The sequence below is a fragment of the Rhizobium sp. Pop5 genome (assembly GCF_024721175.1).
Lineage (GTDB): Bacteria > Pseudomonadota > Alphaproteobacteria > Rhizobiales > Rhizobiaceae > Rhizobium.
Window position 1 is genome coordinate 3,858,305 of sequence record NZ_CP099399.1, and the last position, 25,547, is coordinate 3,883,851.

General features: G+C 61.1%; 25 protein-coding genes and 1 riboswitch. Of the genes, 8 read left to right on the forward strand and 17 right to left on the reverse strand.

Annotated elements, in window-relative coordinates:
- Window positions 1-43: 43 nt before the first annotated feature.
- On the reverse strand, window positions 44-967 hold the full coding sequence (gene metA, locus NE852_RS21135) for a homoserine O-succinyltransferase (RefSeq protein WP_008528364.1): 924 nt from the start codon (window positions 965-967) through the stop codon (window positions 44-46).
- A 49-nt stretch (window positions 968-1,016) separates the two neighbouring features.
- A riboswitch (SAM riboswitch) is annotated at window positions 1,017-1,094 on the reverse strand.
- A gap of 154 nt (window positions 1,095-1,248) precedes the next feature.
- Here metA and NE852_RS21140 point away from each other — a divergent pair.
- Window positions 1,249-3,102, forward strand: coding sequence for an ABC transporter ATP-binding protein/permease (locus NE852_RS21140; RefSeq protein ID WP_037171892.1), 1,854 nt, complete (start codon window positions 1,249-1,251; stop codon window positions 3,100-3,102).
- A gap of 7 nt (window positions 3,103-3,109) precedes the next feature.
- Here NE852_RS21140 and NE852_RS21145 read toward each other — a convergent pair whose 3' ends face one another.
- From NE852_RS21145 to NE852_RS21160, 4 genes are all read right to left on the reverse strand, one after another.
- Window positions 3,110-3,739, reverse strand: coding sequence for a hypothetical protein (locus NE852_RS21145; protein WP_008528369.1), 630 nt, complete (start codon window positions 3,737-3,739; stop codon window positions 3,110-3,112).
- Between the two features lie 115 nt (window positions 3,740-3,854).
- Window positions 3,855-5,675, reverse strand: a complete 1,821-nt coding sequence (locus tag NE852_RS21150; RefSeq protein WP_258156056.1) for an ABC-F family ATP-binding cassette domain-containing protein — start codon at window positions 5,673-5,675, stop codon at window positions 3,855-3,857.
- Window positions 5,676-5,678: 3 nt separating this feature from the next.
- The gene (locus tag NE852_RS21155; RefSeq protein ID WP_205621950.1) at window positions 5,679-6,335 is read right to left on the reverse strand and encodes a thiamine diphosphokinase; all 657 of its coding nucleotides are present in this window, start codon (window positions 6,333-6,335) and stop codon (window positions 5,679-5,681) included.
- Window positions 6,336-6,393: 58 nt separating this feature from the next.
- A complete protein-coding gene (locus NE852_RS21160) occupies window positions 6,394-6,921 on the reverse strand; it encodes a MarR family winged helix-turn-helix transcriptional regulator (protein WP_037171900.1) in 528 nt (175 codons plus the stop codon).
- Window positions 6,922-7,035: 114 nt separating this feature from the next.
- On the opposite strand from NE852_RS21160, the gene NE852_RS21165 reads away from it, so the two are divergent.
- Both NE852_RS21165 and NE852_RS21170 read left to right on the forward strand, forming a co-directional pair.
- Entirely contained in the window at window positions 7,036-8,574 is a 1,539-nt protein-coding gene (locus tag NE852_RS21165) for an MDR family MFS transporter (RefSeq protein ID WP_258156057.1), read from the forward strand.
- A 385-nt stretch (window positions 8,575-8,959) separates the two neighbouring features.
- Entirely contained in the window at window positions 8,960-10,504 is a 1,545-nt protein-coding gene (locus NE852_RS21170) for a M48 family metalloprotease (protein WP_037171903.1), read from the forward strand.
- A gap of 52 nt (window positions 10,505-10,556) precedes the next feature.
- Here NE852_RS21170 and NE852_RS21175 read toward each other — a convergent pair whose 3' ends face one another.
- The 5 genes from NE852_RS21175 to NE852_RS21195 form a co-directional block, all read right to left on the reverse strand.
- Window positions 10,557-11,420 carry an RNA polymerase factor sigma-32 gene (locus NE852_RS21175; RefSeq protein ID WP_018244054.1) on the reverse strand — a complete coding sequence of 288 codons (864 nt, stop codon included), beginning with the start codon at window positions 11,418-11,420 and terminating at the stop codon, window positions 10,557-10,559.
- 378 nt (window positions 11,421-11,798) lie between these two features.
- Entirely contained in the window at window positions 11,799-12,371 is a 573-nt protein-coding gene (locus tag NE852_RS21180) for a CarD family transcriptional regulator (protein WP_003543775.1), read from the reverse strand.
- 393 nt (window positions 12,372-12,764) lie between these two features.
- A complete protein-coding gene (gene fdxA, locus NE852_RS21185) occupies window positions 12,765-13,103 on the reverse strand; it encodes a ferredoxin FdxA (RefSeq protein WP_008528408.1) in 339 nt (112 codons plus the stop codon).
- Between the two features lie 194 nt (window positions 13,104-13,297).
- Window positions 13,298-13,702, reverse strand: a complete 405-nt coding sequence (locus NE852_RS21190) for an RNA-binding S4 domain-containing protein (RefSeq protein ID WP_258156060.1) — start codon at window positions 13,700-13,702, stop codon at window positions 13,298-13,300.
- 2 nt (window positions 13,703-13,704) lie between these two features.
- Entirely contained in the window at window positions 13,705-16,884 is a 3,180-nt protein-coding gene (locus NE852_RS21195; protein ID WP_258156061.1) for a helicase-related protein, read from the reverse strand.
- A 796-nt stretch (window positions 16,885-17,680) separates the two neighbouring features.
- Here NE852_RS21195 and NE852_RS21200 point away from each other — a divergent pair.
- The 3 genes from NE852_RS21200 to NE852_RS21210 all read left to right on the forward strand — a co-directional run bounded on the left by NE852_RS21200 (window position 17,681) and on the right by NE852_RS21210 (window position 18,467).
- A complete protein-coding gene (locus NE852_RS21200; protein ID WP_003543790.1) occupies window positions 17,681-17,836 on the forward strand; it encodes a DUF3309 family protein in 156 nt (51 codons plus the stop codon).
- Between the two features lie 27 nt (window positions 17,837-17,863).
- Window positions 17,864-18,118 (forward strand): YMGG-like glycine zipper-containing protein, encoded by a 255-nt coding sequence (locus NE852_RS21205; protein ID WP_037171920.1) that lies wholly within the window; start codon window positions 17,864-17,866, stop codon window positions 18,116-18,118.
- A gap of 190 nt (window positions 18,119-18,308) precedes the next feature.
- Complete coding sequence (locus NE852_RS21210) at window positions 18,309-18,467, forward strand: hypothetical protein (RefSeq protein WP_008528449.1); 159 nt, start codon at window positions 18,309-18,311, stop codon at window positions 18,465-18,467.
- 133 nt (window positions 18,468-18,600) lie between these two features.
- Here the strand turns inward: NE852_RS21210 and NE852_RS21215 are convergent, their stop codons facing one another.
- Entirely contained in the window at window positions 18,601-19,326 is a 726-nt protein-coding gene (locus NE852_RS21215; protein ID WP_008528452.1) for a beta-ketoacyl-ACP reductase, read from the reverse strand.
- Window positions 19,327-19,397: 71 nt separating this feature from the next.
- The gene (locus NE852_RS21220; protein WP_258156062.1) at window positions 19,398-20,579 is read right to left on the reverse strand and encodes an acetyl-CoA C-acetyltransferase; all 1,182 of its coding nucleotides are present in this window, start codon (window positions 20,577-20,579) and stop codon (window positions 19,398-19,400) included.
- A 238-nt stretch (window positions 20,580-20,817) separates the two neighbouring features.
- Between NE852_RS21220 and phaR the strand changes: the two genes are divergently transcribed.
- Window positions 20,818-21,390, forward strand: coding sequence for a polyhydroxyalkanoate synthesis repressor PhaR (phaR, locus tag NE852_RS21225; protein WP_008528469.1), 573 nt, complete (start codon window positions 20,818-20,820; stop codon window positions 21,388-21,390).
- Here phaR and NE852_RS21230 read toward each other — a convergent pair.
- From NE852_RS21230 to mtgA, 5 genes are all read right to left on the reverse strand, one after another.
- Window positions 21,385-21,792 (reverse strand): hypothetical protein, encoded by a 408-nt coding sequence (locus NE852_RS21230; protein WP_008528471.1) that lies wholly within the window; start codon window positions 21,790-21,792, stop codon window positions 21,385-21,387. The genes phaR and NE852_RS21230 overlap by 6 nt on opposite strands.
- A 143-nt stretch (window positions 21,793-21,935) precedes the next feature.
- On the reverse strand, window positions 21,936-22,121 hold the full coding sequence (rpmF, locus tag NE852_RS21235) for a 50S ribosomal protein L32 (protein WP_003543812.1): 186 nt from the start codon (window positions 22,119-22,121) through the stop codon (window positions 21,936-21,938).
- A gap of 156 nt (window positions 22,122-22,277) precedes the next feature.
- Window positions 22,278-22,925, reverse strand: coding sequence for a glutathione S-transferase family protein (locus NE852_RS21240; RefSeq protein ID WP_008528473.1), 648 nt, complete (start codon window positions 22,923-22,925; stop codon window positions 22,278-22,280).
- Between the two features lie 13 nt (window positions 22,926-22,938).
- Window positions 22,939-23,661, reverse strand: a complete 723-nt coding sequence (locus NE852_RS21245) for a DUF1868 domain-containing protein (protein ID WP_008528475.1) — start codon at window positions 23,659-23,661, stop codon at window positions 22,939-22,941.
- Window positions 23,662-23,756: 95 nt separating this feature from the next.
- On the reverse strand, window positions 23,757-24,494 hold the full coding sequence (gene mtgA, locus NE852_RS21250; RefSeq protein ID WP_037171925.1) for a monofunctional biosynthetic peptidoglycan transglycosylase: 738 nt from the start codon (window positions 24,492-24,494) through the stop codon (window positions 23,757-23,759).
- A 134-nt stretch (window positions 24,495-24,628) separates the two neighbouring features.
- Here mtgA and NE852_RS21255 point away from each other — a divergent pair, with 134 nt between their 5' ends.
- Window positions 24,629-25,543 (forward strand): polyprenyl synthetase family protein, encoded by a 915-nt coding sequence (locus NE852_RS21255; protein WP_008528479.1) that lies wholly within the window; start codon window positions 24,629-24,631, stop codon window positions 25,541-25,543.
- The last annotated feature ends 4 nt before the right edge of the window (window positions 25,544-25,547 follow it).

Here is a 25,547-nt window from a genome sequence, read left to right on the forward strand (position 1 = left end):
TTTGCTCCAAACCGCAACCGGTCGAAGCAGAAAGAAACGCGGCTCAGAGGTCCATACCGATCTCTTCGACGTCATAGGGCGTCGTCTGGTAGATTTCGTTGATCCAGTTGCCGAACAGCAGATGCGCGTGGCTGCGCCAGCGGTTCTGCGGCGCAATCGCCGGATCGTTATGCGGGAAATAATTGTGTGGCATCTTGATCGGCACGCCGGCATCGACGTCGCGGAAATACTCGTCGGAAAGCGAGGTAGAGTCATATTCCACATGGTTGAACATGTAGAGCCGCCGACCCCTCTTCTCGTGTACCAGGCAGACGCCCATCTCGCTTGATTCCATCAGGATCTCAAGGCTTTCCGACTTCTCGATATCGGCGCGGCGCACCTCGGTCCAGCGCGACACCGGCACCTCGAAATTGTCGGAAAAGCCGTTGAGATAGATCGAGGAAGGCTTCAGGTTCCGGTGGCGATAAACGCCGAAAGCCTTCTCCTTCAACTCGTATTTCGGAACGCCATGGAAGTGGTAGATCGCCGCCATCGCACCCCAGCAGACGTTCATCGTCGAATGGACGTTCGTCTCCGTCCAGTCGAGAATCTCCCGCATCTCCGCCCAATAGGTGACATCCTCATAGGGCAGAAGTTCGATGGGCGCCCCTGTGATGATGAATCCATCGAATTTGCGTTGCTTGACCTCTTCCCAGGTCTGGTAGAAGGCAAGCAGATGATCTTCGGAGGTGTTCTTCGCCTTGTGGCCGCCGATGCGGATGAGCGACAGTTCCACCTGCAGCGGTGAGGCGCCGACAAGGCGGGCCATCTGCACTTCGGTCTTGATCTTGTTCGGCATCAGGTTGAGCAGCCCGATCTGCAACGGTCTTATATCCTGACGGATCGCCATCGTCTCGGTCATCACCCGCACGCCTTCCTGAACCAGGGTCTCGAAGGCGGGCAGCGTATCGGGGATCTTGATGGGCATTGCGGTCACTCGATCAAAAACAAAAAACCGGCGGCGACAAAAAATCGCTACCGGTCCGCACGCGGCCCTTTAGCGACTTCTTTAACGTGGCTGCAAGCCGGCCGGCCAAATCACCACGGAGTGCATTAATTAGCCCCAGTCCGAACACGAATCAACTGCGAAAGCATGCAGGAGCCGCCCATGCAAGGCTCATCACAGTTTAATGACTGATAGAATCTGTTGATAGACCGGTAACGCCACCATGTTAATAATGACAGTATGGGCGATGTTGGAAAAGCATGATGGCAAATAAGATCGAGGGGAGGCCCGGAATCCGGAGGCAAGATAGGGTAGGGTATGATTTCAGCCTGACATATCGCCTCGGGGTGATGTTCTCGGCATTCTGGAATTCAGCAGTGCGTGGCAAGGTGCTGTTCCTGGCGACCGTGCTGATCCTCGTCATCCTGGCGACGGCCTATGGTCAGGTCATCCTCAACGAATGGAACGCCCCCTTCTACGATTCGCTGGAGCGTCGCGACCTCGGTGAATTCTTCCACCAGCTCGAAATCTTCGCGATGATTGCCGGCACGCTGCTGCTGCTCAACGTGATGCAGGCCTGGCTGAACCAAATGACCGCGCTCTATATGCGCGAAGGCCTGTCGCGCGATCTGGTCGACCAATGGCTGAAGCGTAAGCGTGCGCTGCGCCTTGCCTCCAGCGGCCTGATCGGTGTCAATCCTGACCAGCGCCTGCATGAGGATTCCCGCAACCTTGCCGAAAGCACGACGGGGCTCGTCCTCGGTCTCCTACAGTCGACCATCCTTCTGGTGAGCTTCATCGGCGTGCTATGGGAACTGTCGAGCGGCTTCGTCTTCCGCATCAGCGGCCATAGCTTCTCCATTCCGGGCTATATGGTCTGGGCGGCGATTTTCTATGCCGCTTCAGCCTCGGTGCTAAGCCAGGTCGTCGGCCGGAAGCTGGTCAAGCTCAATGCCGACCGCTTCTCGAAAGAGGCCGAGCTTCGCTTCACGCTGATGCACGCCAACGAGAACATGCCGGCGATCACCGTTGCCCGCGGTGAGGAGAACGAGCGCCGACGCATCAATACCGACATCAGCTCGGTGCTGAGGGTCGTCAAGCGCCTCGCCATGGCCAATACCAATCTCACCTGGGTTTCGGCCGGCTACGGCTGGCTGGTGATCGTCATCCCGATCATCGTCGCCGCACCCGCCTATTTCTCCGGCGGCCTTACCCTCGGCCAGCTGATGATGTCGGTCGGCGCCTTCAACCAGGTCAACACGGCGCTGCGCTGGTACGTCGCCAATTTCGGCCCGATCGCCGAATGGCGCGCCACGCTGATGCGCGTCACCGATTTCCGCCAGGCGCTGCTCGACATGGACGAGGACTACGACCTGAAGGATAGCATCGCCTATGAAAACACCGCACCCGATACGCTGACGCTGAAGGATGTGGTGATCAACGCCAAGATCGGTGAAGAAATCGATGAATGCGGCGGGTTCCGCCTGCGCGAAACCGATGTCGTGATCAAGGCCGGCGAGAAAATCATGATCAACGGCGATCACAGCGTCAACCGCAAGCTGCTGTTCCAGGCGATGGCTGGCCTCTGGCCGTGCGGCAGCGGTACGATGGGCCTGCCGCCGATCGACGACATGCTCTTCGTTCCCCAGATCGCCTATGTTCCCGGCGGCACGCTGCGCGAGGCGCTGGCCTTCCCCGAAAGTGCTGATACCTATGAGAAGGCGGCCGTTGAGGCAGCGCTCGAAAAGGCCGGCCTGCATTCGCTGATTGCAAGGCTCGATACCCGCGCCCGCTGGGACAAGCTGCTCGACGGCGACCAACAGAAGGCGATCGGCTTCGCCCGCCTGCTTCTGGCGCGCCCGCGTTGGATCGTCTTCGACGAAGTGCTTGAAGGCATGGAACCGGAATGGCAGGAAACGCTTGCCAAACTGCTGACCTCAATGCCTGAAGCCGGCATGATCTATATCGGCCGTTCCGAAGCCTATCTCGAAGTGCTGCACCCGCGCGTCCTGCACCTGCAGGCGCTTCCGTCAAAACCCGAGGAACAACCGCCAGTCGTCCAAACCGGCGCCAGCGCCAGTGCGGGCGCAGCTACCGTGCCCGCGCCGGCGCTCTAAGCCTGCATCACATCGGCGGCGTGATGCCATTGAGGCCGACTGCCACCTGGCTCGCCGAGATGGTGCCGTCCGCCGCCTCCTCGCCGGTGACGATGACGCCGGCACCGGTCTTCAGGTCGTCCTTGGTCGCAGGCGCCAGGGTCACGATCGGCGTGCCGTCGGCAATCGTAATGGTCTTTTCCTTGCCCTGATAGGTCAGCGTGATCGTGTGGCCGTCGACCGATTTGACAGCATTGCTGACGGTCGCGTTGGTCATCTGACTGTTCGGCTGCGCATCCCAGGGACGATTGCCCTCGCCCGTCCCTTTCATCGACGCCGGGAAGATCAGCACCTCGATCGCCCCGTCCGGGCCGCTGCCTTTCGGGAGCGAGGCGACTCCGACGAAATCGCCGGGCTTGATATCTTCGACCGAGGCCTTGGTGATGCCGCCGACTTTCCAGCCGGCTTTCAGCGTGATCGCCGCGTCGCCGCCTTCACGCATCTTGACCACTAGCTTGTCGCCACTCAGGCTTTCGACAGTGCCGCGAACACGAACGCGTTGGGCATCCTGTGCCAGCGCCACCTGCGACAAGGCAAGTGCGACAAGGCCGCCGGCGGCAAGTGCTGCAAAAATTCCGGAACGAAGCTTGCTAGACATGTGAGTTTCCTTGTCGCCATTGCGATCGTCGATATCCCCCGGCCCCGGGACGGAACCTTATGCCGGGGCGACGACGGGCTGACGAATCAAGGAAAAGTGAGTCGCCAGGGAAAGCTTAGCCTTCCAGCTCCTCCCGTAGCATTTCGAGCTCCAGCCACTCCTCTTCCATCTTTGTCAGGCCAGTGCGCAGCTTCTCCATCTCGGCGGCAAGCCGGTTGAAGGCCGCAGCGTCGCGCGTGAAAAGATTGGGGTCGGCCATCACCTGCTCGCGCTTGGCGATCTCGGCTTCGGCCTTGGCCATCTCCTTCGGCAGATTATCAAGCGCGAATTTCTGCTTGAAGGAGAGCTTGCCCTTCGAGTTTGCGGATTGAGGCGCTGCCTCCTGCGCCTTCGGCTTCTCCGCCGCCTTCTCGGCCTTCCTGCGCTCTTCGAGCGCGCCTTTGCGCTGCGCCAACATATCCGTGTAGCCGCCGGCATATTCGATCCATCGGCCGTCGGGCGCATCCGGCACGGCGGGCGCGATCGTCGAGGTCACGGTGCGGTCGAGGAAATCGCGATCATGGCTGACCAGGATGACCGTGCCGGGAAAGCCGGCGACGATTTCCTGCAGGAGGTCGAGCGTCTCGATATCGAGATCGTTGGTGGGTTCATCGAGGATCAGGAGATTTGCCGGGCGCGAAAGGATGCGCGCCAGCATCAGCCGGGCGCGCTCGCCGCCCGAAAGGCTCCTGATCGGCGTGCGCGCCTGTTCCGGCTGGAACAGGAATTCCTTCATGTAGCCGGTGACATGGCGCTGCTCGCCGTTGACGAGCAGGTTTTCGCCGCGGCCGTCCGTGAGATAGTTGGCGAGCGTATCCTCGGGGTCGAGGTCCTCGCGCTTCTGGTCGAGCGTGGCGATCTCCAGATTGGTGCCGAGCTTCACTGTGCCGCTGTCGGGGGAAAGCTGGCCGGTCAGCATCTTCAGAAGCGTCGTCTTGCCGGCGCCGTTCGGCCCGACGAGACCGATGCAATCGCCGCGATGCACCCGGATCGAGAAGGGCGTGACGATCGGCCGGTCGCCGAAACTCTTGGTGATCTTCTCAGCCTCGATCACCAGCTTGCCGGATTCCTGCGCATCCGAAACCGTCGCTTGCACCGTACCCTGCGGGCCTTTATGGCCGCGATATTGTGAGCGCATCGTCTGCAATTCGCCGAGGCGGCGCATGTTTCGCTTGCGCCGTGCGGTGACGCCGTAGCGCAGCCAATGTTCTTCGCGCTCGATCGCCTTGCCGAGCTTGTGCTGCTCCAGTTCCTCGGCCTCCAGCACCTGGTCACGCCAGGCTTCGAAATGCCCAAAGCCCCTGTCGAGCCGGCGCGAGGCGCCGCGATCGAGCCAGACCGTTGCCGTCGAGACCTTTTCGAGAAAACGCCGGTCGTGCGAAATCAGCACCAGCGCGCTGCGCGTCTTCTGCAACTCGCCTTCCAGCCATTCGATTGTGGGAAGGTCGAGATGGTTGGTCGGTTCGTCGAGCAGGAGAATGTCGGGTTCCGGTGCCAGCACGCGCGCAAGAGCGGCCCGACGCGATTCACCGCCGGAAAGGGTCTTCGGATCTTCCTCGCCGGTCAGGCCGAGATGGGACAGAAGATAGGTAACCCGATAGGGGTCGTCACCAGGTCCAAGCCCGGCTTCGGCATAGGCCTGAACCGTGCTGAAACCGGCAAAATCCGGCGCCTGTTCGAGATAACGCACCGTCGAGGACGGATGGCGGAAGACCTCGCCGGACTGCGCCTCGACCAGGCCGGCGGCGATCTTCAAAAGCGTCGATTTTCCGGAGCCATTGCGCCCGACGAGACAGATCTTGTCGCCGGGTTCGACCTGAAGGGCCGCGCCGGCCAGAAGCGGCGCGCCGCCGAAGCTCAGGACAATATCATCGAGTTTCAGAATGGGAGGGGCCAAAAATCAGACTCCGGAAAGATCATAGGGCCGGGCAAGCACGATCGCCCGGCCACTGCCAAGCGAAAAGCGAACCTTGCCTTCCGCGACGTTGGAAATGGTGCGCGACGAACCGAAAGGCAGATGAAAATCCACCAAGGGATAGCGCGCATTCTCGATGGAAAGCCCCGTCAGTTCGCTGAATCCCGGTATGGAAAACAAACTGCCCTTGGGAAGGTCCAGTTCGATCGTGCCGGCAATCAGCGGCACGGCCTCTTCCTTGCCCGAGGTCAGGAGCACGTCGAAGCCATCTTCGGCCAGATTGACGGCCGACAGCAGATGCTGAAGCGCGTGGTCGGAGCGTTCGCCACCAAGCGCGCCGGCCAGGATCAGTCGCCGCGCCCCGCGGGCGATCGCTTCCGATACGGCGATTTCACCGTCCGTCGCTGCCTTCGCCGCGGGATAAGGCTGTTTCTGCACATGGGGAAATGCGCCTTCGAGATCGGCCGGCGTCGAATCGAAATCGCCAACCCAGAGCTCCGGCGTAACGCCGAGTGCCGCCGCATGCCGCATGCCGCCGTCGGCCGCAATGAAACGGCTGTCGCCGATGGCGCGGCGCAGCCGTTCCGTGAGGCTGAGTTCGCCGCCGAGCAGGATGGTGAAGGTGGATTGGCTCATGGGCATTGCCCTTAGCGCAAACGGGGGGTCGAGGGGAAGGGGCCCAGGGATGGCCCGACTCCCCTCAGCCCGGCGTATCCTTGTCGCGCGACAGGAAGATCGCCTCGTAGCCGCCGATGAAACGCTCGAAAAGCGCTGCAAAACGCTCGACATCCTGCTCCGGCCAGTCGGAGACGATCTCCGAAATAATAGCCAGTTTCTGCGCGAGGATGTCGGCGAGCAGGGCCTGGCCGGCCTTGGTTATGACAACGACGATCCGCCGCGCATCGGCCTGCGAGGCCTCGCGGCGCAGCACGTTGCGCCCGACCATCTCGGCCACCACCCGGCTTGCCCGCGACGGATCGATGCGCAGCATCTCCGCAATCATGCCGACCGTAACCTCACCGGCCGGCTGGGCCCTGCGCACGGCATCAAGCACGTCGAGATGCGAAAGCTCGAGGCCCGGGGCAGCACTCTGGATCGCCAGCCGCCCAATCAGCCGCCGGCCGGTCATCAGCCGCATGCGCCCCATGCTTCGGCCAATGCGCGGCACGCTTTCGCCGTCCGGATCGACAGGGTTGTTCGACAGGGTTTTGGTCATCGCTTCATTCATGAAGGAACCATAACAGAGCAGGATCGGAAATTGAATATGCTGGTGTCATTCATGTGCCATTGACAATTATATGCTGACAGCACATAAAAGCCCATCCAACCGGAATGATGCTCCATGGACATGCAACTTGCGCCTGCGCCGCTCGTGACGGATCCTCGTCGCCGGCTCATTCTCTTCTGCTTTCTGATGACCGCCATGTTCATGGCGACGCTGGACAATCAGATCGTTTCCACAGCGCTGCCGACCATCGTCGGCGAATTCGGCCATCTCGAGCGCTTCGGTTGGATCGGCTCGGCTTACCTCCTGTCTCTCAGCGCCGTCATGCCCGTTTACGGCAAGCTCGGTGACCTCTTCGGCCGCAAATATGTGATGATGACGGCGATTGCGATCTTCACGGTCGGCTCGACGGTCTGCGGCCTTGCGATCTCGATGAACACGCTGATCGCCGCCCGCGTGCTCCAGGGCCTCGGCGGCGGCGGCATCATGGTATCGATCTTCGCGGTCAACGCCGATCTGTTCGAACCACGCGAGCGGGCGCGCTATCAAAGCTATTCCAGCCTCGTGCTGATGGCCTCGGGCGCGATCGGCCCCGTGCTCGGCGGCACGATGAGCGATCTCTTCGGTTGGCGTTCGATCTTCCTGGTCAACGTGCCGATCGGCTTCATCGTGCTCACTGGCCTTGCCTTCATGCTGCCTTACCGCAAGCCGCATCGCCGTCCCAAGATCGATTATGCCGGCGCGCTCCTGCTGGCGCTGACGACGACCAGCATCGTGCTTGCCACCGACAGCAGCGAATTGTTCGGCTCGTTGATCTCGCCTGAGAGTATCGGCATCGTCGCTTTCGGCGTCGTTTGCGCCATCGCCTGGGTATTCACAGAGCGCCGGGCACCGGAGCCGATCGTTCCCCTGCAGCTCTTCCGCAATTCGACCTTCAGCCTGCTGCTTGTGATCTCGATCATGGGCGGCGCCATCGCCATCGGCATGGTCAACTATCTCGCCCTCTTCCTGCAGACCACGACCGGCCTTTCGCCATCCGCCGCCGGCCTTCTTTTCATCCTGCTCACCGGCGGCCTCGTCTGCGGGTCGCTATCGGCAGGCCGCATCATCTCGAAGACAGGGCGCTACAAGCCCTTCGCCATCGCAAGCCTCAGCTGCAGCGCAGTTGCCTTTGCGCTGATGTCGCAGATCCACGCGGGAACGCCGATCGCCTTCATCGGCGCGATCATGATGCTGCACGGCATCGGCATCGGTCTTGCGCAGCAGGTTCCCGTCATCGGCGTGCAGAACGCCGCACCCGCCCGCGACGTCGGCGCGGCCACCGGCTCGGTGACCCTATCACGCATGGGAGGCGCGTCGATCGCCATATCCATCTATGGCGCCATCATCGCCTCCGGGCTCGGCAAGGTCGGCGTGTCCATTCCCGGCGTCGCCGATATCGAGCAGCTGACGCCCAAGATGATGGCCGCCCTTCCCGAAGCGAGCCGCCAAGCCGTCGCCGATATTTATACCGCCGCCTTCTCGCCGCTTTTCATGACCTCCTGCGCCATTGCGCTGATCGGACTGACGGCCGCCTTCATGCTGAAGCCTGTGCAGCTGCCGCGTGCCGGCGAGACGAAGATGGTGCAAAAGCCGGCGGCGGAGGCTGCGGAATAACGCGGATCGCCCGCAGATCGCTTCCAGTAAGCGTCCATTTTGTCGATTAACTATCAGCAGTTGCAATTTTCTCGCGACACTGCCGCCGCCGACCCGGTTGTCTCAATCGAACCGTTCTTTTTCCGCACTGCAGACGAATCTAGGCTTTGTGACGGAATTTTCGCCATAATTTCATCCGAGCGAAAGGAAGCTTCAATCCCTGAGGCTTGCCAAAATGCAACGGCGCCACATTTAAGCAGAGTCTCGCTATGCAACCGATGCGGAAATCAGCTACAGCAAAGACTTGTATCGGTCGTATGTGCAGTGCGAGATCAGGGGTGCGCACCTGTTGAATCCCCCTTGCCACGGCCGGTCCGAACCTGCAGCAAACCGGCAAAGCAGCGACATGAAGCGGAGAACCAGACTGGATAGCTTGACGACGTGGAAATCGCCCGCGCTTTCCAGTGATGCCATCTCCGCGCCGCTCCGCTTCATGCGGCGCCTGATGCTGCTTTCGGCCATTGCCGTCGGGTTGAACGGCTGCCAGCCGCTGATCGAGCAATCCTATCAGCCGACAGTCTCGCCCTCCTCCAATCCGCAGATCGTCGACGAGGTACAAAAGAATGATCCCCGCGCGGCGATGGGCGCCCGCGAGCATCCGCGCATCGTCGCAAGCTATGGCGGCGAATACAAGGATGCCAAGACCGAGCGTCTCGTCGCCCGCATCGCCGGCGCGCTGACGGCGGTGTCGGAAAATCCGAGCCAGTCCTATCGCATCACCATTCTGAACTCGCCGGCGATCAACGCTTTCGCGTTGCCGGGCGGCTATCTGTACGTCACCCGCGGCCTGCTCGCCCTTGCCAACGACGCTTCGGAAGTTGCCGCCGTGCTGTCGCACGAGATGGGCCACGTCACCGCAAACCACGGCATCGAACGGCAGAAGCGCGAGGAGGCTGAGGTCATTGCCAGCCGCGTCGTCGCCGAGGTCCTCTCCAGCGACATCGCCGGCAAGCAGGCGCTTGCCCGCGGCAAACTCCGGCTCGCCGCCTTCTCCCGCCAGCAGGAGCTGCAAGCCGACGTGATCGGTGTGCGCATGCTCGGCGAAGCCGGCTACGACCCTTATGCCGCAGCCCGTTTCCTCGACTCCATGGCTGCCTACAGCCGCTTCATGTCGGTCGACCCGGAAGCCGACCAGAGCCTCGACTTCCTGTCGAGCCATCCAAATTCCGCCCAGCGTATCGACCTTGCCCGCGCCCATGCCCGCGCTTTCGGCCAGGAAGGGGCGGTCGGCGACAAGGGCCGCGATTACTATCTCGACGGCATAGACGGCCTGCTTTACGGCGACAGCCCGGAGGAAGGCTATGTGCGCGGCCAAACCTTCCTGCATGGTGGCCTTGGCATCCGCTTCGACGTCCCGCCCGACTTCAAGATCGACAATAAGGTCGAAGCCGTGATGGCGACCGGCCCGAATGACATCGCCGTCCGCTTCGACGGTGTCGCCGATAATCAGAACCAGAGCCTCACCAATTACATCTCCAGCGGCTGGGTGACCGGCCTCGACCCATCGACCATCCAGCCGATCACCATCAACGGCATGGAAGCGGCCACAGCGCGCGCCAGCGCCGACCGCTGGGATTTCGACGTCACCGTCATCCGCAACAATTCGCAGATCTTCAGGTTCCTCACCGCCGTGCCGAAGGGCAGCGATGCGCTGGAGCCGACAGCCGAAGTCTTGCGCACGAGTTTCCGGCGCATGACGCCCGCGGAAGCGGCCTCCCTGAAGCCGCTACGCATTCGCGTCGTCACCGTCCGGCCGGGCGAGAACATCTCGACGCTCGCCGCCCGCATGATGGGCACCGACCGCAAGCTCGATCTCTTCAAGCTCATCAATGCCCTGCCGACGGGTGCGGCCGTTTCGCCAGGCGACCGCGTCAAGATCATCGCCGAATAAAAATGCCCGGCTCGCGCCGGGCCTAGTCTGTGCTGCTGGAGGGGAATGCGGTTCAGGCGTAGGCCGCCATGTGCGGATCGGCGCTGACGAGCGCGCTGCGAAGCTTCTCCATCGCCCGGCTTTCGATCTGGCGCACGCGCTCCTTGGAAATGCCAAGATCGGCGCCGAGCTCTTCGAGCGTAGCGCCATCTTCCGCCAGCCGCCGGGCGCTGATGATCTTCATTTCGCGCTCGTTGAGATGTTTCAGCGCCGAGGCTAGCCAGACCCGGCGGCGCTCGCCGTCAATCATATTGGAAACCTGCTCGTCCGGCAGAGGATCGTCGCTGACGAGAAAATCCATCTTCTCCGCACTCTCGGCGTCACCCGAGACAGAGGGCGCCTGCAGCGAGGCATCGTTGCCGGAAAGCCGCGCATCCATGGTCTGGACATCGGCGAGGCTGACGCCCAAGGCGGCTGCGATCTCCTGATGGATGGATTGCAGCGTCAGCTGCGTATCGCCCTTGGCGAGCTTGGCGCGCAGGCGGCGCAGGTTGAAGAACAGCGCCTTCTGCGCCGAACTCGTCCCGCCGCGCACGATCGACCAGTTGCGCAGGATATAATCCTGGATCGAGGCCCTGATCCACCAGCTTGCATAGGTCGAAAAGCGCACGTCGCGTTCCGGCTCGAAACGGGCGGCAGCCTCCAGCAGGCCGACATAGCCCTCCTGCACGAGATCGCTCATCGGCAGTCCGAAATTGCGGAACTTGCCGGCCATGGAGATGACGAGGCGCATATGGGCCATGGCGATCTGGTTGCGTGCGCCGCGGTCATCGTGATCCTTCCAGCGGGTGGCAAGATCGTGTTCTTCCTGACGGGCGAGATAGGGGGCGGCCATCGCGATTTTGATCATGCGCCGATCTGCAGACATGTTCTTCATTTCGATCTCCTGAAACAGGCCTCTCGCCCTAAATGGACAATAAAACGCGCATTCCGGAACATCGCTGTCCGGACCGAATGGGGTTCTGAATGCATAAAGGCCCCCGCCCCTGGACTTTTCAGGGGGAGGCCCTATCTCTCATCACGTGCCGTTAAGACGGCTGAGCTGGATCTGTTTTTTCACGCTGCCGCACAGGCGAGACTGAAAAGGCATAATCCGCTCCTCATCGAACATTGAAGGAATGGCGGTTCGCCCGACGAGGTCATGGCCCGGCGCGCAGTCCGCAATTACGTGTGTTAACGCGGCAGCCGGGAAAAAGTTCCAATAAAAAACCCGGCACAGTGGCCGGGTTTTTTGATCGGGAAAACAGGGGTCGCCTTATGCGGCTTCGTCCTGCGAATCGTCTTCTTCGATCGCCTTGCCGCGCTTCGGACCCTTGTTGAGATTGGTCTCGACGAGGCGGACAGCTTCGGTTTCCGACATCTTGTTGACGGCGGCGATTTCGCGCGCCATGCGATCGAGCGCGGCTTCATAAAGCTGACGCTCGGAATAGGACTGTTCGGGCTGGTTTTCGGCACGATAGAGATCGCGCACGACCTCAGCGATGGAAATCAGATCGCCGGAATTGATCTTGGCATCATATTCCTGGGCGCGACGGGACCACATGGTGCGCTTGACGCGTGCCTTGCCCTGCACGACCTTCAAAGCACGCTCGACGAAATCCGTTTCCGAAAGCTTGCGCATGCCGATGCTCATGGCCTTGGCGACCGGAACCTTCAGGCGCATCTTGTCCTTCTCGAAATCGATAACGAAAAGTTCGAGCTTCATGCCGGCGACTTCTTGCTCTTCGATAGCGGTGATGGTACCGACGCCGTGAGCGGGGTAGACGATCGATTCACCGGTCTTGAAGCCGTGGCGTGCTGTAGAAGGCTTTTTCTGCTGAGTCGTCATTCTATTCAAAAACTCCCTGTTACGCTTCCGGCGGCGGCCGGAGCCGGGTCAGTCAGGCCCGGGTGAGACGGGTATATCCGTCGGGTGACTTCACTCTGGTCCCATCACGCAAAAGCAACTATGTCTTGCGCGCCATCTTGGGATGCGACGCTCAAGGCGTTGATATGTCACGGAAACCGTGGGGCGGATTGGTTTTGCTTTCGTGATGGTTTTGGGCATGCGTCATGCCACAAATGGAACAGTGGACGAAACCTACCATAAAAATATGAGGAAATCAATAATTTGCTTCGCTTGAGTCATGCGGGCAACACAAGTCACCCATATGCCACGCGCAGATTTAAAACGTTTCATCGCATTGCAGCCCAAATTCTGGCGACGAATGCGGCGGCGGCCTCAATCGCCGGAGCCGGGCTTTTCCGAGAAATATTTCTCGAATTTTCCGGTCTCGCCATCCATCTCCTTGGCCTCCGGCAACGGATCTTTCTTGACCGTGATATTGGGCCAGATGGCGGCATATTCGGTGTTGATCTTCAGCCATTTATCGAGGCCCGGCTCGGTATCGGGCTTGATGGCCTCGGCGGGACATTCAGGCTCGCACACACCGCAATCGATGCATTCGTCGGGATGGATGACGAGGAAATTCTCGCCTTCATAGAAGCAGTCGACGGGGCAGACTTCCACGCAATCGGTGTATTTGCACTTAATGCAATTGTCGGTCACGACATAGGTCATGAAGAACTCCAGGATTCCATGCGGATGGGGCCGGGCAACCTGGAACGTCGCGCCTATCCCCGTGCCGGAGGAAAAGCGTGGACAGGCTTGAGGAGGCAAGCACGCTTCCGGCAGGTTGTCAGTGACGTATCGGCTTTGGCGCCGGATTTCAAGGATAAACGATCTGCAAAAGCCGCTGCCGCGGGCAGAGTTTTCTAATCCTCGTCCGACATCAGCTTGTCGATTGCGCGCCGTTCCTTTTTCGTCGGACGGCCCGAACCGGCCGCCCGGATCGCCTGCTCGTAGGGCGTGAGACGTTTTGCCTCATCCGGCGGCGGGGACAGGTCCTCGTAGAGCAGACGCGCTTCCTCGTAGGGCCCGCGCCGCTCGCCGGTCAGACGCACGACGAGCACGACGTCGCGCCGCTCCAGTGTCAGCTCGACGCGATCACCCGGCTTGACCATCTGGCTCGGCTGGCTGCAACGCTCGCCGTTGATGCGGACATGGCCGGACTGAACATGGCTCTGCGCCAGCGAGCGCGATTTCACCATGCGCGTGAAGAACAGCCATTTGTCGATACGCTGGCGCGAACCGCTGGTCGGCTGTGTCTCCCCGCTCATGATTACTTCTTCATCTGCTCCTTGAGAGCCGCGAGCTTGGCGAAAGGTGAATCCGGATCGATCGGCTTCTCCTTGCGCGGCGGCTTGGCCTCGAAGCGCAGCGGCTGCGAGCCGCGATTGTTGTTGCGGTCGTTACGATCGTTGCGCTCGCCGCGATCCTTGCGGTCGCCACGGTCCTGCCGGTCACCGCGCGGCTGGTCGCCACGCGATTGGTTGTTGCGATCGCCCCTCGCCTGCTGCGGCCTGCCGCCGTCGCGGCCGTCGCCGTCCTTGCGGTTATTGCGATTGTTATCACGACCGTCACCGCCGCGATTGTTGTCGCCACCACCCGGGCGGCGATTCCGCTCGCCGCGTTCCTGCTGGTTCTGACCGCGCTCCTGGCCGCCACGGCGCTCGCCATGACCGCCACGCGCCTGGCGCTGGTTATCGTTGCGTCCACCGAGACGCCAGAGAAGAACGGGCTTCGGCTCAACCGGCTCGCCGGTTTCCCCAGGAGCCGATACCGCTTCTGCAGGAGCGGAAGCTTCCGCCGGAGCGGATGTCTCCGCCACCTCGGCCTGAGGTTCTGTCGGGGCCGTTTCGGCAACGGGCGCCTCGGCAGCGGTCTCTTCGGCTGCTGCGTCGGCATCGTCGTGATCGGCCGTGTCTGCCGTTTCTTCCACAGCCGTATCCGGGGAGGCGGCAGGAGCGGAGGCCGCATCCTGCGTCGCAAGATGGGCCGATGCCTCTTCCGCCTTCACGGCATCGGCGCGATAGCCGAGGCCTTTGAGGATTTCTTCCATGTCCTCGAGCGTCGCGCCAAGGATCGACAGCATTGCCGTCGTCGTCGTGAAGCGGCGGCCGTCATAGGCGCCCTCCGGACGGTTGTTCTGGCCGGGCTTCCACTGCAGCAGCGGACGGATGATGTCGGCAAGCCGTTCCAGAATGTCGATGCGCACGGCGCGCTTGCCGAGGAAGCGGAAGCCGGCAAGCTTGTAGAACATCCGCTCGAAGCTCGGATCGGTGACGACGGAGGTGCGACCGGCGGCAAGCACGGGAATGAGATCGCCGTAGCCGGGCTTGTCGAGGCCGTCATTCTTCAGCGCCCAGAGCAGCGTGATGAGCTCGGCGGGGGCCGGCTTCAGCAGCGCTGGAACGAAGATATGGTAGGCGCCGAACCGCACGCCGTAACGGCGCATGGAGGCGCGCGCCTCCTGATCCAGCGACTTCACTTCCTCGGTCACGTCGCGGCGGAAGAGCACGCCGAGATTTTCCACGAGCTGGAAGGCCAGCCCCTTGGCAAGACCCTGCAGATCTTCGGCGCGCGACAGATCGTCGAGCGGCTTCAGCACCGTGCTGATATGGTGATTGACGAAGCGCTCGATGCGGGCGGCGACGTGATCGCGGGCGTTGCCCGTCAACTGTTCGTCGGCCAGAAGGATCACGCGCGGGCGCATGATGTGATCGCTGCCCGACAGCCGCGCCACCGGGTCTCCGAGCCAGCGGATCAGCCCGTCCGAACCGATCGCCAGATCGCTATTGCCGGCGGCATGCAGCCGGGCCGCCCGGGCTTCGAACTCGAGCGCGAGCGCCTTCTGCGACGCAGCCTGAACCGCCTTGGCATCCGGTCCGTCCGTTCCCGCCACCGGCGTGAAACGGAATCCGCTCAACTGCCCTACATGATGTCCTTCAACGAAGACATCGCCATTCACACTGATTTCAGCTTCCAGCATCGCATTCTCTCTCAGGCGCTTCATGAGCACAGATGTCCTGCGATCAACAAAGCGTTTCGTCAACCTCTCATGTAACGCATCGGACAATCGATCTTCGATTTCCCGCGTCTTTTCCTGCCAATGTGTCGGATCGGCCAGCCAGCCGGGTCGATTCGAAACGTAGGTCCAGGTCCTTATCTGCGCGATTCGCGCCGAAAGCGTGTCAATTTCCCCATCCGTTCGATCGGAGCGATGAACCTGCTCCGCGAGGAACTGTTCGTTCACCGTGCCATAGCGCACGAGATCGGAAAAGAGGGCCGAAATAAGATCGGCATGTTGTGCCGGGGTAATACGCCGGTAGTCGGGAAGCGCACAAGCCTCCCAGAGTTTTTCGACGCGTTCGGGCCTGTCGGCAAGATCGATGATTTCGGGATAGCGAGAAAGCTGCTCCAGCGCCTGCTGGTCGACGGCCGGCAGCGCCCGCGTCAGACCCGGCACGCGCGGCCCGGCTTCGAGGCTGGCGCGCAGCGACTGGATCGAGGAAAAGTCCATCTCGGTCGTGCGCCACTGCAGAACCTTGACGTTGTCGAATTCGTGCCCCTCGATGCGCTGCACCAGTTCCTCGTCGAAAGGCGAGACCTGGCCGGTGACCCCGAACGTCCCGTCCCGCACGTGCCGACCGGCGCGCCCGGCGATCTGGCCGAGTTCGGCGGGATTGAGATTGCGGAACTGGTAGCCGTCGAATTTCCGGTCCTGGGCGAAGGCGACGTGATCGACATCGAGGTTGAGGCCCATGCCGATCGCATCGGTCGCCACCAGATATTCGACGTCGCCCGCCTGATAAAGCGCCACCTGCGAATTGCGGGTGCGAGGGCTGAGCGCGCCCAGCACGACCGCCGCGCCACCGCGCTGACGGCGGATGAGTTCGGCGATGGCATAAACCTCGTCGGCCGAGAAGGCGACGATGGCCGAGCGCTGCGGCAGCCGGGTGATCTTCTTCTGTCCGCCGTAGAAAAGATGCGAAAGCCGCGGCCGCTCGACGACAGTGATGCCGGGCAGGAGCTGCTGTAGGATGGGCCGCATCGTCGCAGCACCGAGCAGCAGCGTTTCATCACGGCCGCGAAGATGCAGGATGCGGTCGGTGAAGATATGGCCTCGCTCGAGATCGCCGGCGAGCTGCACCTCATCAATCGCGACGAACGCCGCCTTGGTCTCACGCGGCATCGCTTCGACCGTGCAGACGGAAAAGCGCGCATTGGGCGGCGAGATTTTTTCCTCGCCGGTGACGAGGGCCACGTTCTGCGCACCGACCTTCTCGACCACCCGCGTATAGACCTCGCGCGCCAGGAGCCGGAGCGGCAGGCCGATCACGCCGGTCCCGTGCGCGACCATGCGCTCGATGGCATAATGGGTCTTGCCGGTATTGGTCGGTCCGAGCACCGCGGTCACACCACGCCCGCTCAGAATCATCGGCTGCGAAGTCAGAGTCATGGATCCATGCAAACGGGCCGACGGCCCAGGAAAATCTCGCTCCCCCAGATTGAAGCACAGAACACATGGACAGCCGCCGCCGCAAACGCAAGGGAAGATTTCAAAAATGCGACCGGGATTACGACCTTTGCGAGTCCTGAGGAACATCAGCTTGGGTGATTCGGAACAGCGTGAGAACGAATCAGCGACGAATCGCTGACTCCAGCTGATTCAGCTTTTGTTCACGGCTAAGTATTGATTTTGAATCACTTTTTCCCACTAGATGCTGAATCGCTGGACTTTCGCTGCTTCACGATTTCGCCGTCGCGATCAACGATCTCAGGCGGATCCCCGGCAATCGAGAATTGCGCCCGAAATTAACCTCTCGACCAAAGCCGGAACGAATCGGAGACGAATCGCTGACCGCGCCGTTTTCGCCTTTCGTTCACAACCACATCTGGTAGCGGAGCTGGTAGCAGGCGCTAGATGCGGATCGCCGGCGGATCTCCCGGTTCCTCATCCCCGCCTCTGCATTAATCTTTGGAGAGCCGGATTCAGAAGGCGTTAAGTCGAAGTGGCAATAGCGAGCGCATCGATCAAAAGCGGAACGGATCGCTGACGAATCGGCGACATCGTGACTTTCCCGCTTTGTTCACCGCAACATATTGTATTTAAACGTCTTTTTAACCATACGAACAATTTTAGGAAATGATCGAGCCAAAGTCGCGCCACATTTCGAGCGCTGAACCGGGAACAAAAATCGCCAATGCGTGTTTCTTGTCCATCGAAAATGCGGATGAAATGAAGGGAACATACCATGCTTGGCACGATACTTCTGGTTATTCTCATTCTGCTCCTCATCGGAGCCTTGCCGAATTGGGGCTACAGCCGCGGCTGGGGCTATGGACCTTCCGGCGGTTTGGGGCTAGTTCTCGTCATTATCATTATCCTTGTACTTATGGGCCGCATTTAAAGGCCACCAAACCTGGGGAGTTACGACATGATGAAGAAGATTATACTGATTGGCGCACTCGTCGGCGCTCTGGCATCCTGCACGGCGACCGAGCAAGGCACGGCGATCGGCGCCGGCACCGGCGCGGTCATCGGCGGCGTTGTCACCAACAGCTGGGGTGGTGCCGCCGTCGGCGCCGTTGCAGGCGGCCTGACCGGCGCTCTCATCGGCCATTCGGTCGAGCGCCGCGGCTACTGCATCTATCGTGACCGCTACGGCCGCCGTTACGAAGCTCGCTGCTGATCGGCAAGACACATATCGGACTCCCAACGGGCGCTTCGGCGCCCGTTTTTCTTTGCCGCCGCTGTCAACGTCGCGTTGACGATTGGTCGTGAAAGTCAAATCTACCGCCGGCCATCCTGCGGGCACATATTCCTTCACGAGCGCAAAGGCAGCCATCTGCCACGCCCGCGCAACTGAAAGGAACGCTTCCATGGTCCAGATTTTTCTGAATTCCGCCGTCGCCGTTCTCATCGCGTCGGCTTTCCTGACAACGGCAATCTCGGCTCTTCGCGGTAAAGATCGTTCGCCGCAGAAAGTGCCGGTCAGGGTTCCCGCACGACAGCATCGCTCCGCCGCGCGCCGCAACTGATTTGCCGGAGAACAGGCGTCACAATCCCACTCAGGAGTCTCGCTGCTGACGAAACCCGATGCGCCTATAAACAGGCAATAGCGCCTCCGGCAGGAGACGCTAACGCTTTCAAGCTGATGGAATTTTCGTCGCGCTAGGCGAAGAATTGCCCGCCATTGGCTGACAGCGTCGAACCCGTGATGAAGCCCGCATCGTCGGAGACGAGGAAGGCGACGCAACGCGCGATCTCTTCCGGCTCGCCAAGACGGCCGACCGGGATTTGCGGGATGATGCGTTCGTTCAGCACTTTTTCCGGCACGGCAAGAACCATTTCCGTTCCGATATAGCCGGGGCAGATGGCGTTGACGGTGATATTTTTTGCCGCGCCTTCCTGGGCCAGCGCCTTGGTGAAACCGAGATCGCCAGCCTTGGCCGCGGAATAGTTCACCTGGCCCATCTGGCCCTTCTGGCCGTTGATGGACGAGATATTGACGATACGGCCGAAGCTGCGGTCGCGCATGCCGGTCCAGACCTGATGCGTCATGTTGAACAGGCCGGTGAGGTTGGTGTTGATCACCTCGTGCCACTGCTGCGGCGACATCTTGTGGAACATCGCATCGCGGGTGATGCCGGCATTGTTGACGAGAATTTCGACAGGCCCGATCTCGCTTTCGATCCTGGCAATCCCTTCGCCGCAGGCGGCGTAGTCTGAAACATCCCATTTGAACACGGCAACACCGGTGGCGTCGTGGAAGGCTTTGGCCTTCTCGTCGTTGCCGGCATAGTTGGCCGCAACCTTGTATCCGGCGTTTTTCAGCGCCACGGATATGGCTGCGCCGATGCCGCGTGTACCCCCGGTGACCAAAGCCACTCTGCTCATGTTCCGCTCCCCTTTTGTTTTTCGCCCCGCCACCTGGCAGGGCTTTTAATCAAACTCGGATCGTATGCTATTTAAAGTGCTTCGAAGCACATGGCGACGCCCATGCCGCCGCCGATGCAAAGCGTGGCAAGGCCCTTCTTGGCGCCGCGGCGCTTCATTTCGAACAGCAGCGTGTTGAGAATGCGGGCGCCGGAGGCACCGATCGGGTGGCCGATCGCGATCGCCCCGCCGTTGACATTGACGATCGAAGGATCCCATCCGAGATCCTTGGTGACGGCGCAGGCCTGCGCCGCGAAGGCTTCATTGGCTTCGACGAGATCGAGATCGCCGACCGACCAGCCGGCCTTTTCGAGCGCCTTGCGCGAAGCCGGGATCGGGCCGGTGCCCATGATCGACGGGTCGACGCCGGCGGTTGCCCAGGACACGATGCGGGCAAGCGGCTGGATGCCGCGGCGCGCCGCTTCCGCTTCGCTCATCAGTACCGCCGCGGCAGCGCCGTCGTTGAGGCCCGACGCATTTGCGGCCGTGACCGTGCCTTCCTTGTCGAAGGCCGGGCGCAGCTTGCCCATCGCCTCCAGCGTGGCGCCATGGCGGATATATTCGTCTGCATCGACGGTCACGTCGCCCTTGCGAGTCTGGATGACGTAAGGAATGATTTCGTCAGCGAAGCGGCCTGCCTTCTGCGCGGCTTCCGCCTTGTTCTGCGAGGCGACGGCGAACTGATCCTGGTCGTCGCGCGAAAGCTGCCACTGACGCGCGACATTCTCGGCGGTAATGCCCATATGGTAGCCGTGGAAGGCGTCGGTCAGGCCGTCCTTGATCATCGTGTCGATCATCTTCATGTCGCCCATCTTCGTGCCGCCGCGCAAATGCGCGGCATGCGGCGCCATCGACATGGATTCCTGGCCGCCGGCCACGATGATGTTGGCATCGCCGGTGGCGATCTGCTGCATGCCGAGTGCGACGGCGCGCAGGCCAGAGCCGCAGAGCTGGTTGACACCCCAGGCGGTCGCTTCCTTAGGGATGCCGGCCTTGATCGCGGCCTGACGAGCCGGGTTCTGGCCTTCGCCTGCGGCAAGCACCTGGCCGAGGATCACCTCGTCCACCTCGCCGGCATCGACGCCGGCGCGAGCAAGCACCCCCTTGATGACGGCCGCCCCGAGTTCGTGGGCGGGTACGGTTCCGAATGCGCCGTTGAACGAACCGACGGCGGTTCGCCCTGCGCTAGCGATGACGATGGATGAATTGCTCATGGGGACGCTCCTCGTTTTTCGTCTCACTTACATAAGTGGAAACTGGCAAAGCTTTCACCACAAGTCAAACGCGAAGACCGGCGGCCGTCATTTTTCGCCGGCGGCCGCCAAAGCCGATTCATCTGCTCTGCTAAAGGTTTGCCGCATCGCACAAAGAGATTGTCACCGGCCTTCTTTTGCGTTTACAGTCTCAGGTGGAGGAACATCCATAAATCAGACGGGGGTCCAGGAGACTGATATGGCGAAGAATGAGGGTCAGATAGTTATCAAGAAGTACGCCAATCGCCGCCTGTACAACACAGGCACCAGCACCTATGTGACGCTGGAAGATCTGGCGGAGATGGTGAAGAAGGGCGAAGATTTTATCGTCCAGGATGCAAAAAGCGGAGATGATATTACCCATTCGGTGCTGACCCAGATCATCTTCGAACAGGAATCGAAGACCGGCAACACGCTGCTTCCGATCTCCTTCCTGCGCCAGCTCATCACCTATTACGGCGACCAGATGCAGATGGTCGTGCCGAGCTTCCTCGAACATTCGATGCGCGCCTTCACTGAACAGCAGTCGCAGATGCGCGAACAGGTGAACCGTGCCTTCGGCGAAACGCCGCTCGGCAAGAACCTGCAATTGCCGATGCAGATGGTGGAAGATCAGGTTCGCCGAAACACCGAGCTGTTTCAGCAGGCAATGCAGATGTTTTCGCCCTTCATGACGCCGCCCGCCAAGGAAAGCCGCAAGGCCGAGGCCAAGGATATCGACGAGCTGAAGGAACAGCTGCGCGCGCTTCAGAACAAGCTCGACAACCTATAATCCGATCGAGACATCCCGCCCGGCGCTTCGGATCGAAACGGCAAACCCGCCAATCACATCGATTAGAGCGATCGTCAGCAAAATGAAGAATACCTGGGTCGCCGCATCCTGGACGAGCAGAAACTCGACCAGGAAGGCAATGAACACCAGCATCGACAAGATGTGATTGATCAGATTGCCGGGACCGGTCCTGGTTGCCTTCAATATTTCGAAGAACAGCACCACAAGCGCTATGACGATGAAGAGATCGCCGAGCGCCATGCTCCAGATCGCACCCGAGAGCATCGACAGTACGATGACATCATGATGCAGCGCAGCAATGCCGCCGTCGCCCATCAGGCCAAACATCGCCAGGTTGTAAAGAATAAATGGAATAATCATCAGCGGCATGGCGGCTATCATCGGCAAATCTCCTGGCGCGAAGAGAATACTGCCGCAAACCGTCGCCCTACATCAAGCCATTGCAAATACTATATTGCCGAAACGCAAAAGGCCGGCGTGACGCCGGCCTTGAAATTTTCGATCGGACGAGCCGGATCAGAAAATTATGCGCTTTCCTTCGGCGTCAGAACCTGACGGCCGCGATACATGCCAGTCTTCAGATCGATATGATGCGGGCGGCGCAGTTCGCCGGAGTTCTTGTCTTCGACATAGGTCGGAGCCTTCAGCGCATCAGCCGAACGGCGCATGCCGCGCTTGGACGGGCTCGTTTTTCTCTTCGGTACAGCCATTTTTCTTACTCCACTTGCGGGCAAAACATTCCCACGGCCAGACTGGCGGCCGAAACGGACATGTCGCGATTTCGGAAATTTTGCGCGCTTATACATGCAAGGCGCGGGCTTGACCAGTCCCCATGCGTATTTTTTGCGAAGCCGGCGATTCGAGCCTCAGACCTCGTAGTCATCCAATATCCAGGGCTCCGCGCGCGCTGCCTCTTCCCATTTCCGCCAGGCCGCATGCGCCTTCATCGTCGCCATATAGGCGAGCGTATCGCTGCCGCTGACGAGATCGTAGACATCGAACCGACTGACGACAGGCGCAAACATCGCATCCGCGCCACTGAAACCCCCAAAGAGAAACGGCCCGCCGGATTTCTGCAGAAGGTCGCGCCAGATGATTTCGATGCGGCTGATATCGGCTTCGACCCCATCCGGCAGCGCGATCTTGCCTTTCGGCCGGCGAATATTCATCGGGCAGGCGCCGCGCAAAGCCTGGAAGCTTGACAGCATTTCCATCGAAACGGACCGGGCGAGCGCCCGCGCGCCGCGATCGGCTGGCAGAAGGCCAGCCTCCGGATAAAGCTCGGCAACATATTCGATGATCGCCAGCGATTCCCAGATCTTCAACGCGCCGTGCTGCAGAACCGGCACACGGCCGGGCGGCGATATGGCCTTGATATGAGGATTGCCGCCCGGATAATCGAAGGGGATCACGACCTCCCCGAAATCGACGCTGGCGGCCGTCAGTGCCATCCAGGGCCGGAACGACCAGGAGGAATAGTTCTTGTTGCCGATGTAGAGCGTCGGTTTATCCATGGGCATCTCCCGTTCAGGCATCGAAATCGAAAATCAGCAGTTCGCGGAAATGATTCATGTCCTCGAACGCGCAGAATGCCGGCGGCGTAAGCTCGAAAACCGGAGCCTTGCGGCGAATATCCGCCGTCACCTCGTCGAGCATCGCCTGCCAGCGCGGCAAGGCTTCGTCCTCCAGCCGCTCGACCGGATATGCGAAGGTGACATGAAACTGGTAGTCCGCATGATTCGGCTGGCGATAGCCGAGAAGATCGGCAAATGCGTCGCGCCACGCGTGCATGATCTTGCGGTCCTTCTCCGTCGCTCCGTCGACGACCAGTCCTGACGGACGGGCTTCGACGACAGTGACCTTGAAGGACTCGGCCGTCGAGAAACCTTCGAGCCGTGCCGCCAGGAGTTCGGTCATGTCGTCGATCGGCGCATCGAGGGGAATATCGTCCGGCCAGTAACCCCGCCGGCGCCGGGACTCGATAATGCCTTCGAAAAGCGTCATGTGAAGGCTCGAGACCGGCGTGAAAAGGAACTGCGGGGCCTCGGCCATCGCCAGATATTTCTCCCGCGCCTCGATCAGCGCCATCTGCGTGGGCGACCCCTTCACAAGGTGACAGACGATGGTGTTGCCGGCTTCCGGCAGAAAGCCGCCGACCTCGCGATAGCGGCTGCCGAGATGCGTGGGCGGATTGGGATTATGGCTTTTTGAATAAAGGAGAAGTTCGGGGGAAAAAGTGATGATGGTCATGGCGACTCAAAGGTTGTGGTGGGACTGCACAGGCCCATATTGCAAAACCAAGAATGTCAGATGACGGTCGATCCTTCCAACGAGAAGTTCTGATCTCACTTATAGATGCATTTGATGTATTCGCCCGAACCCTGCGCCCGACGTTCGATGACGGAGGCGAGCGTCCTGAGCCTGCGGCCGGGCTTGCCGGCATTTCGATCGAAGGGGTTCGGAAGCGAGACGGCAAGCAGCGACGCCTGGCGCCGCGTCAGTTTCGAGGCCGGCACCTTGAAATGATACTGGGCCGCCGCCTCGACGCCGTAGATCCCGGGCCCCCATTCGGCGATGTTGAGATAGATTTCCATCAGCCGTTGTTTTGACAGCACGAAATCCGTACTGACCGCGAGCGGCAGCTCCAGCGCCTTGCGCACGAAGGATCGGCTGTTCCAGAGGAAGAGGTTCTTCGCCGTCTGCATCGGGATCGTGCTGCCGCCACGCGTCGCCTTGCCCCTCAGCGTGTCCTCGACCAGCATGCGCATCTCGCCCCAGTCGACGCCGCCGTGGAAGCAATATTGCCCGTCCTCTGACATCATCACCGATTGCACCAGAACCGGCGCAATCTCGTCGAGCGACACCCATCGGCGGTCATAACCGCGCAGTAGCACGAGATCGCGCAGCATCAGCGTCGAGACAGGATGGATGAAGGGTAGCACGTAGAAAAAGATCAGCGCGTAGGGAAGGATCAATAGCGCCAGCACGGCAAGAACGATGCGTTTCAATACACGGCGGTCTCCGAACCATTGCCGACGGGCCGGCGTCTCGACGCTCTCCTCTCTCTCCGGCGCTATATCCAATGTCCCCAGCCCGATTTCGCTCCTGTCGTTCTCATAACGCCTGCGCAGCGCTTATGCCAGAGCACATGGGAAATCTTGCGGCAGTCATCGACAATTCCGTTGCAAGCCCCCGTGCCTCATGCCAAACAGCGGCCATGGACGCGAACCGGGATACTTTCGAAACGAGGCTGAAAAACAACGCCCGCGAGATCGAGGCGCTGCTCGAGGCATTGCTTTCACCGGACGCCCTTTCCGATGAAATCGCCAGACCTGAGACCCTGCGCAGCGCCATGCATTATGCCGTGCTGAACGGCGGCAAACGGCTGCGCCCGTTCCTGGTCGCCGAAAGTGCGGACCTTCTTGGCGGCAACCGGCAGGCGGCCCTTCGCGTCGGCGCCGCGCTCGAATGCGTCCACTGCTATTCCCTCGTGCACGACGATCTGCCGGCCATGGACGATGACGACCTGCGCCGCGGCAAACCGACGGTGCACGTCAAGTTCGACGAAGCTACAGCGATCCTCGCAGGCGACAGCCTGCTGACCTATGCCTTCGACATCATCGCCGCACCGGAAACGTCCCTTCCCGACACGGGCAAGGTCTCTCTGGTATTAGCGCTCGCCCGCGCCGCCGGCCTCGGCGGCATGGCCGGCGGCCAGGCGCTCGATCTGGCGGCCGAAAGAGAGGCCCCCGACGAGGCTGGCATCATCCGCCTGCAAGCGATGAAAACCGGCGCGCTGATCCGCTTCGCCTGTGAGGCCGGCGCCATCATCGCCGGAAGCCCGGCTGACGATCGCCGCCGCTTGCGCGCTTTCGGCGAAAAGATCGGCCTTGCCTTCCAGCTCGCCGACGACATTCTCGACCTGACCTCGGATGCCGAGACCATGGGTAAGGCGACCGGCAAGGATGCGGGCCGCGGCAAGGGAACGCTCGTAGCACTCCACGGCATGGAATGGGCGGAAAGCCAGCTTCGCCAGCATGTCCGTGATGCCGAAGCGCTGCTTGCCCCCTACGGCGCCCGCGCCTCGATCCTTACCGCTGCGGCGCATTTCATCGCCGACCGGAAGAGCTGAGCCG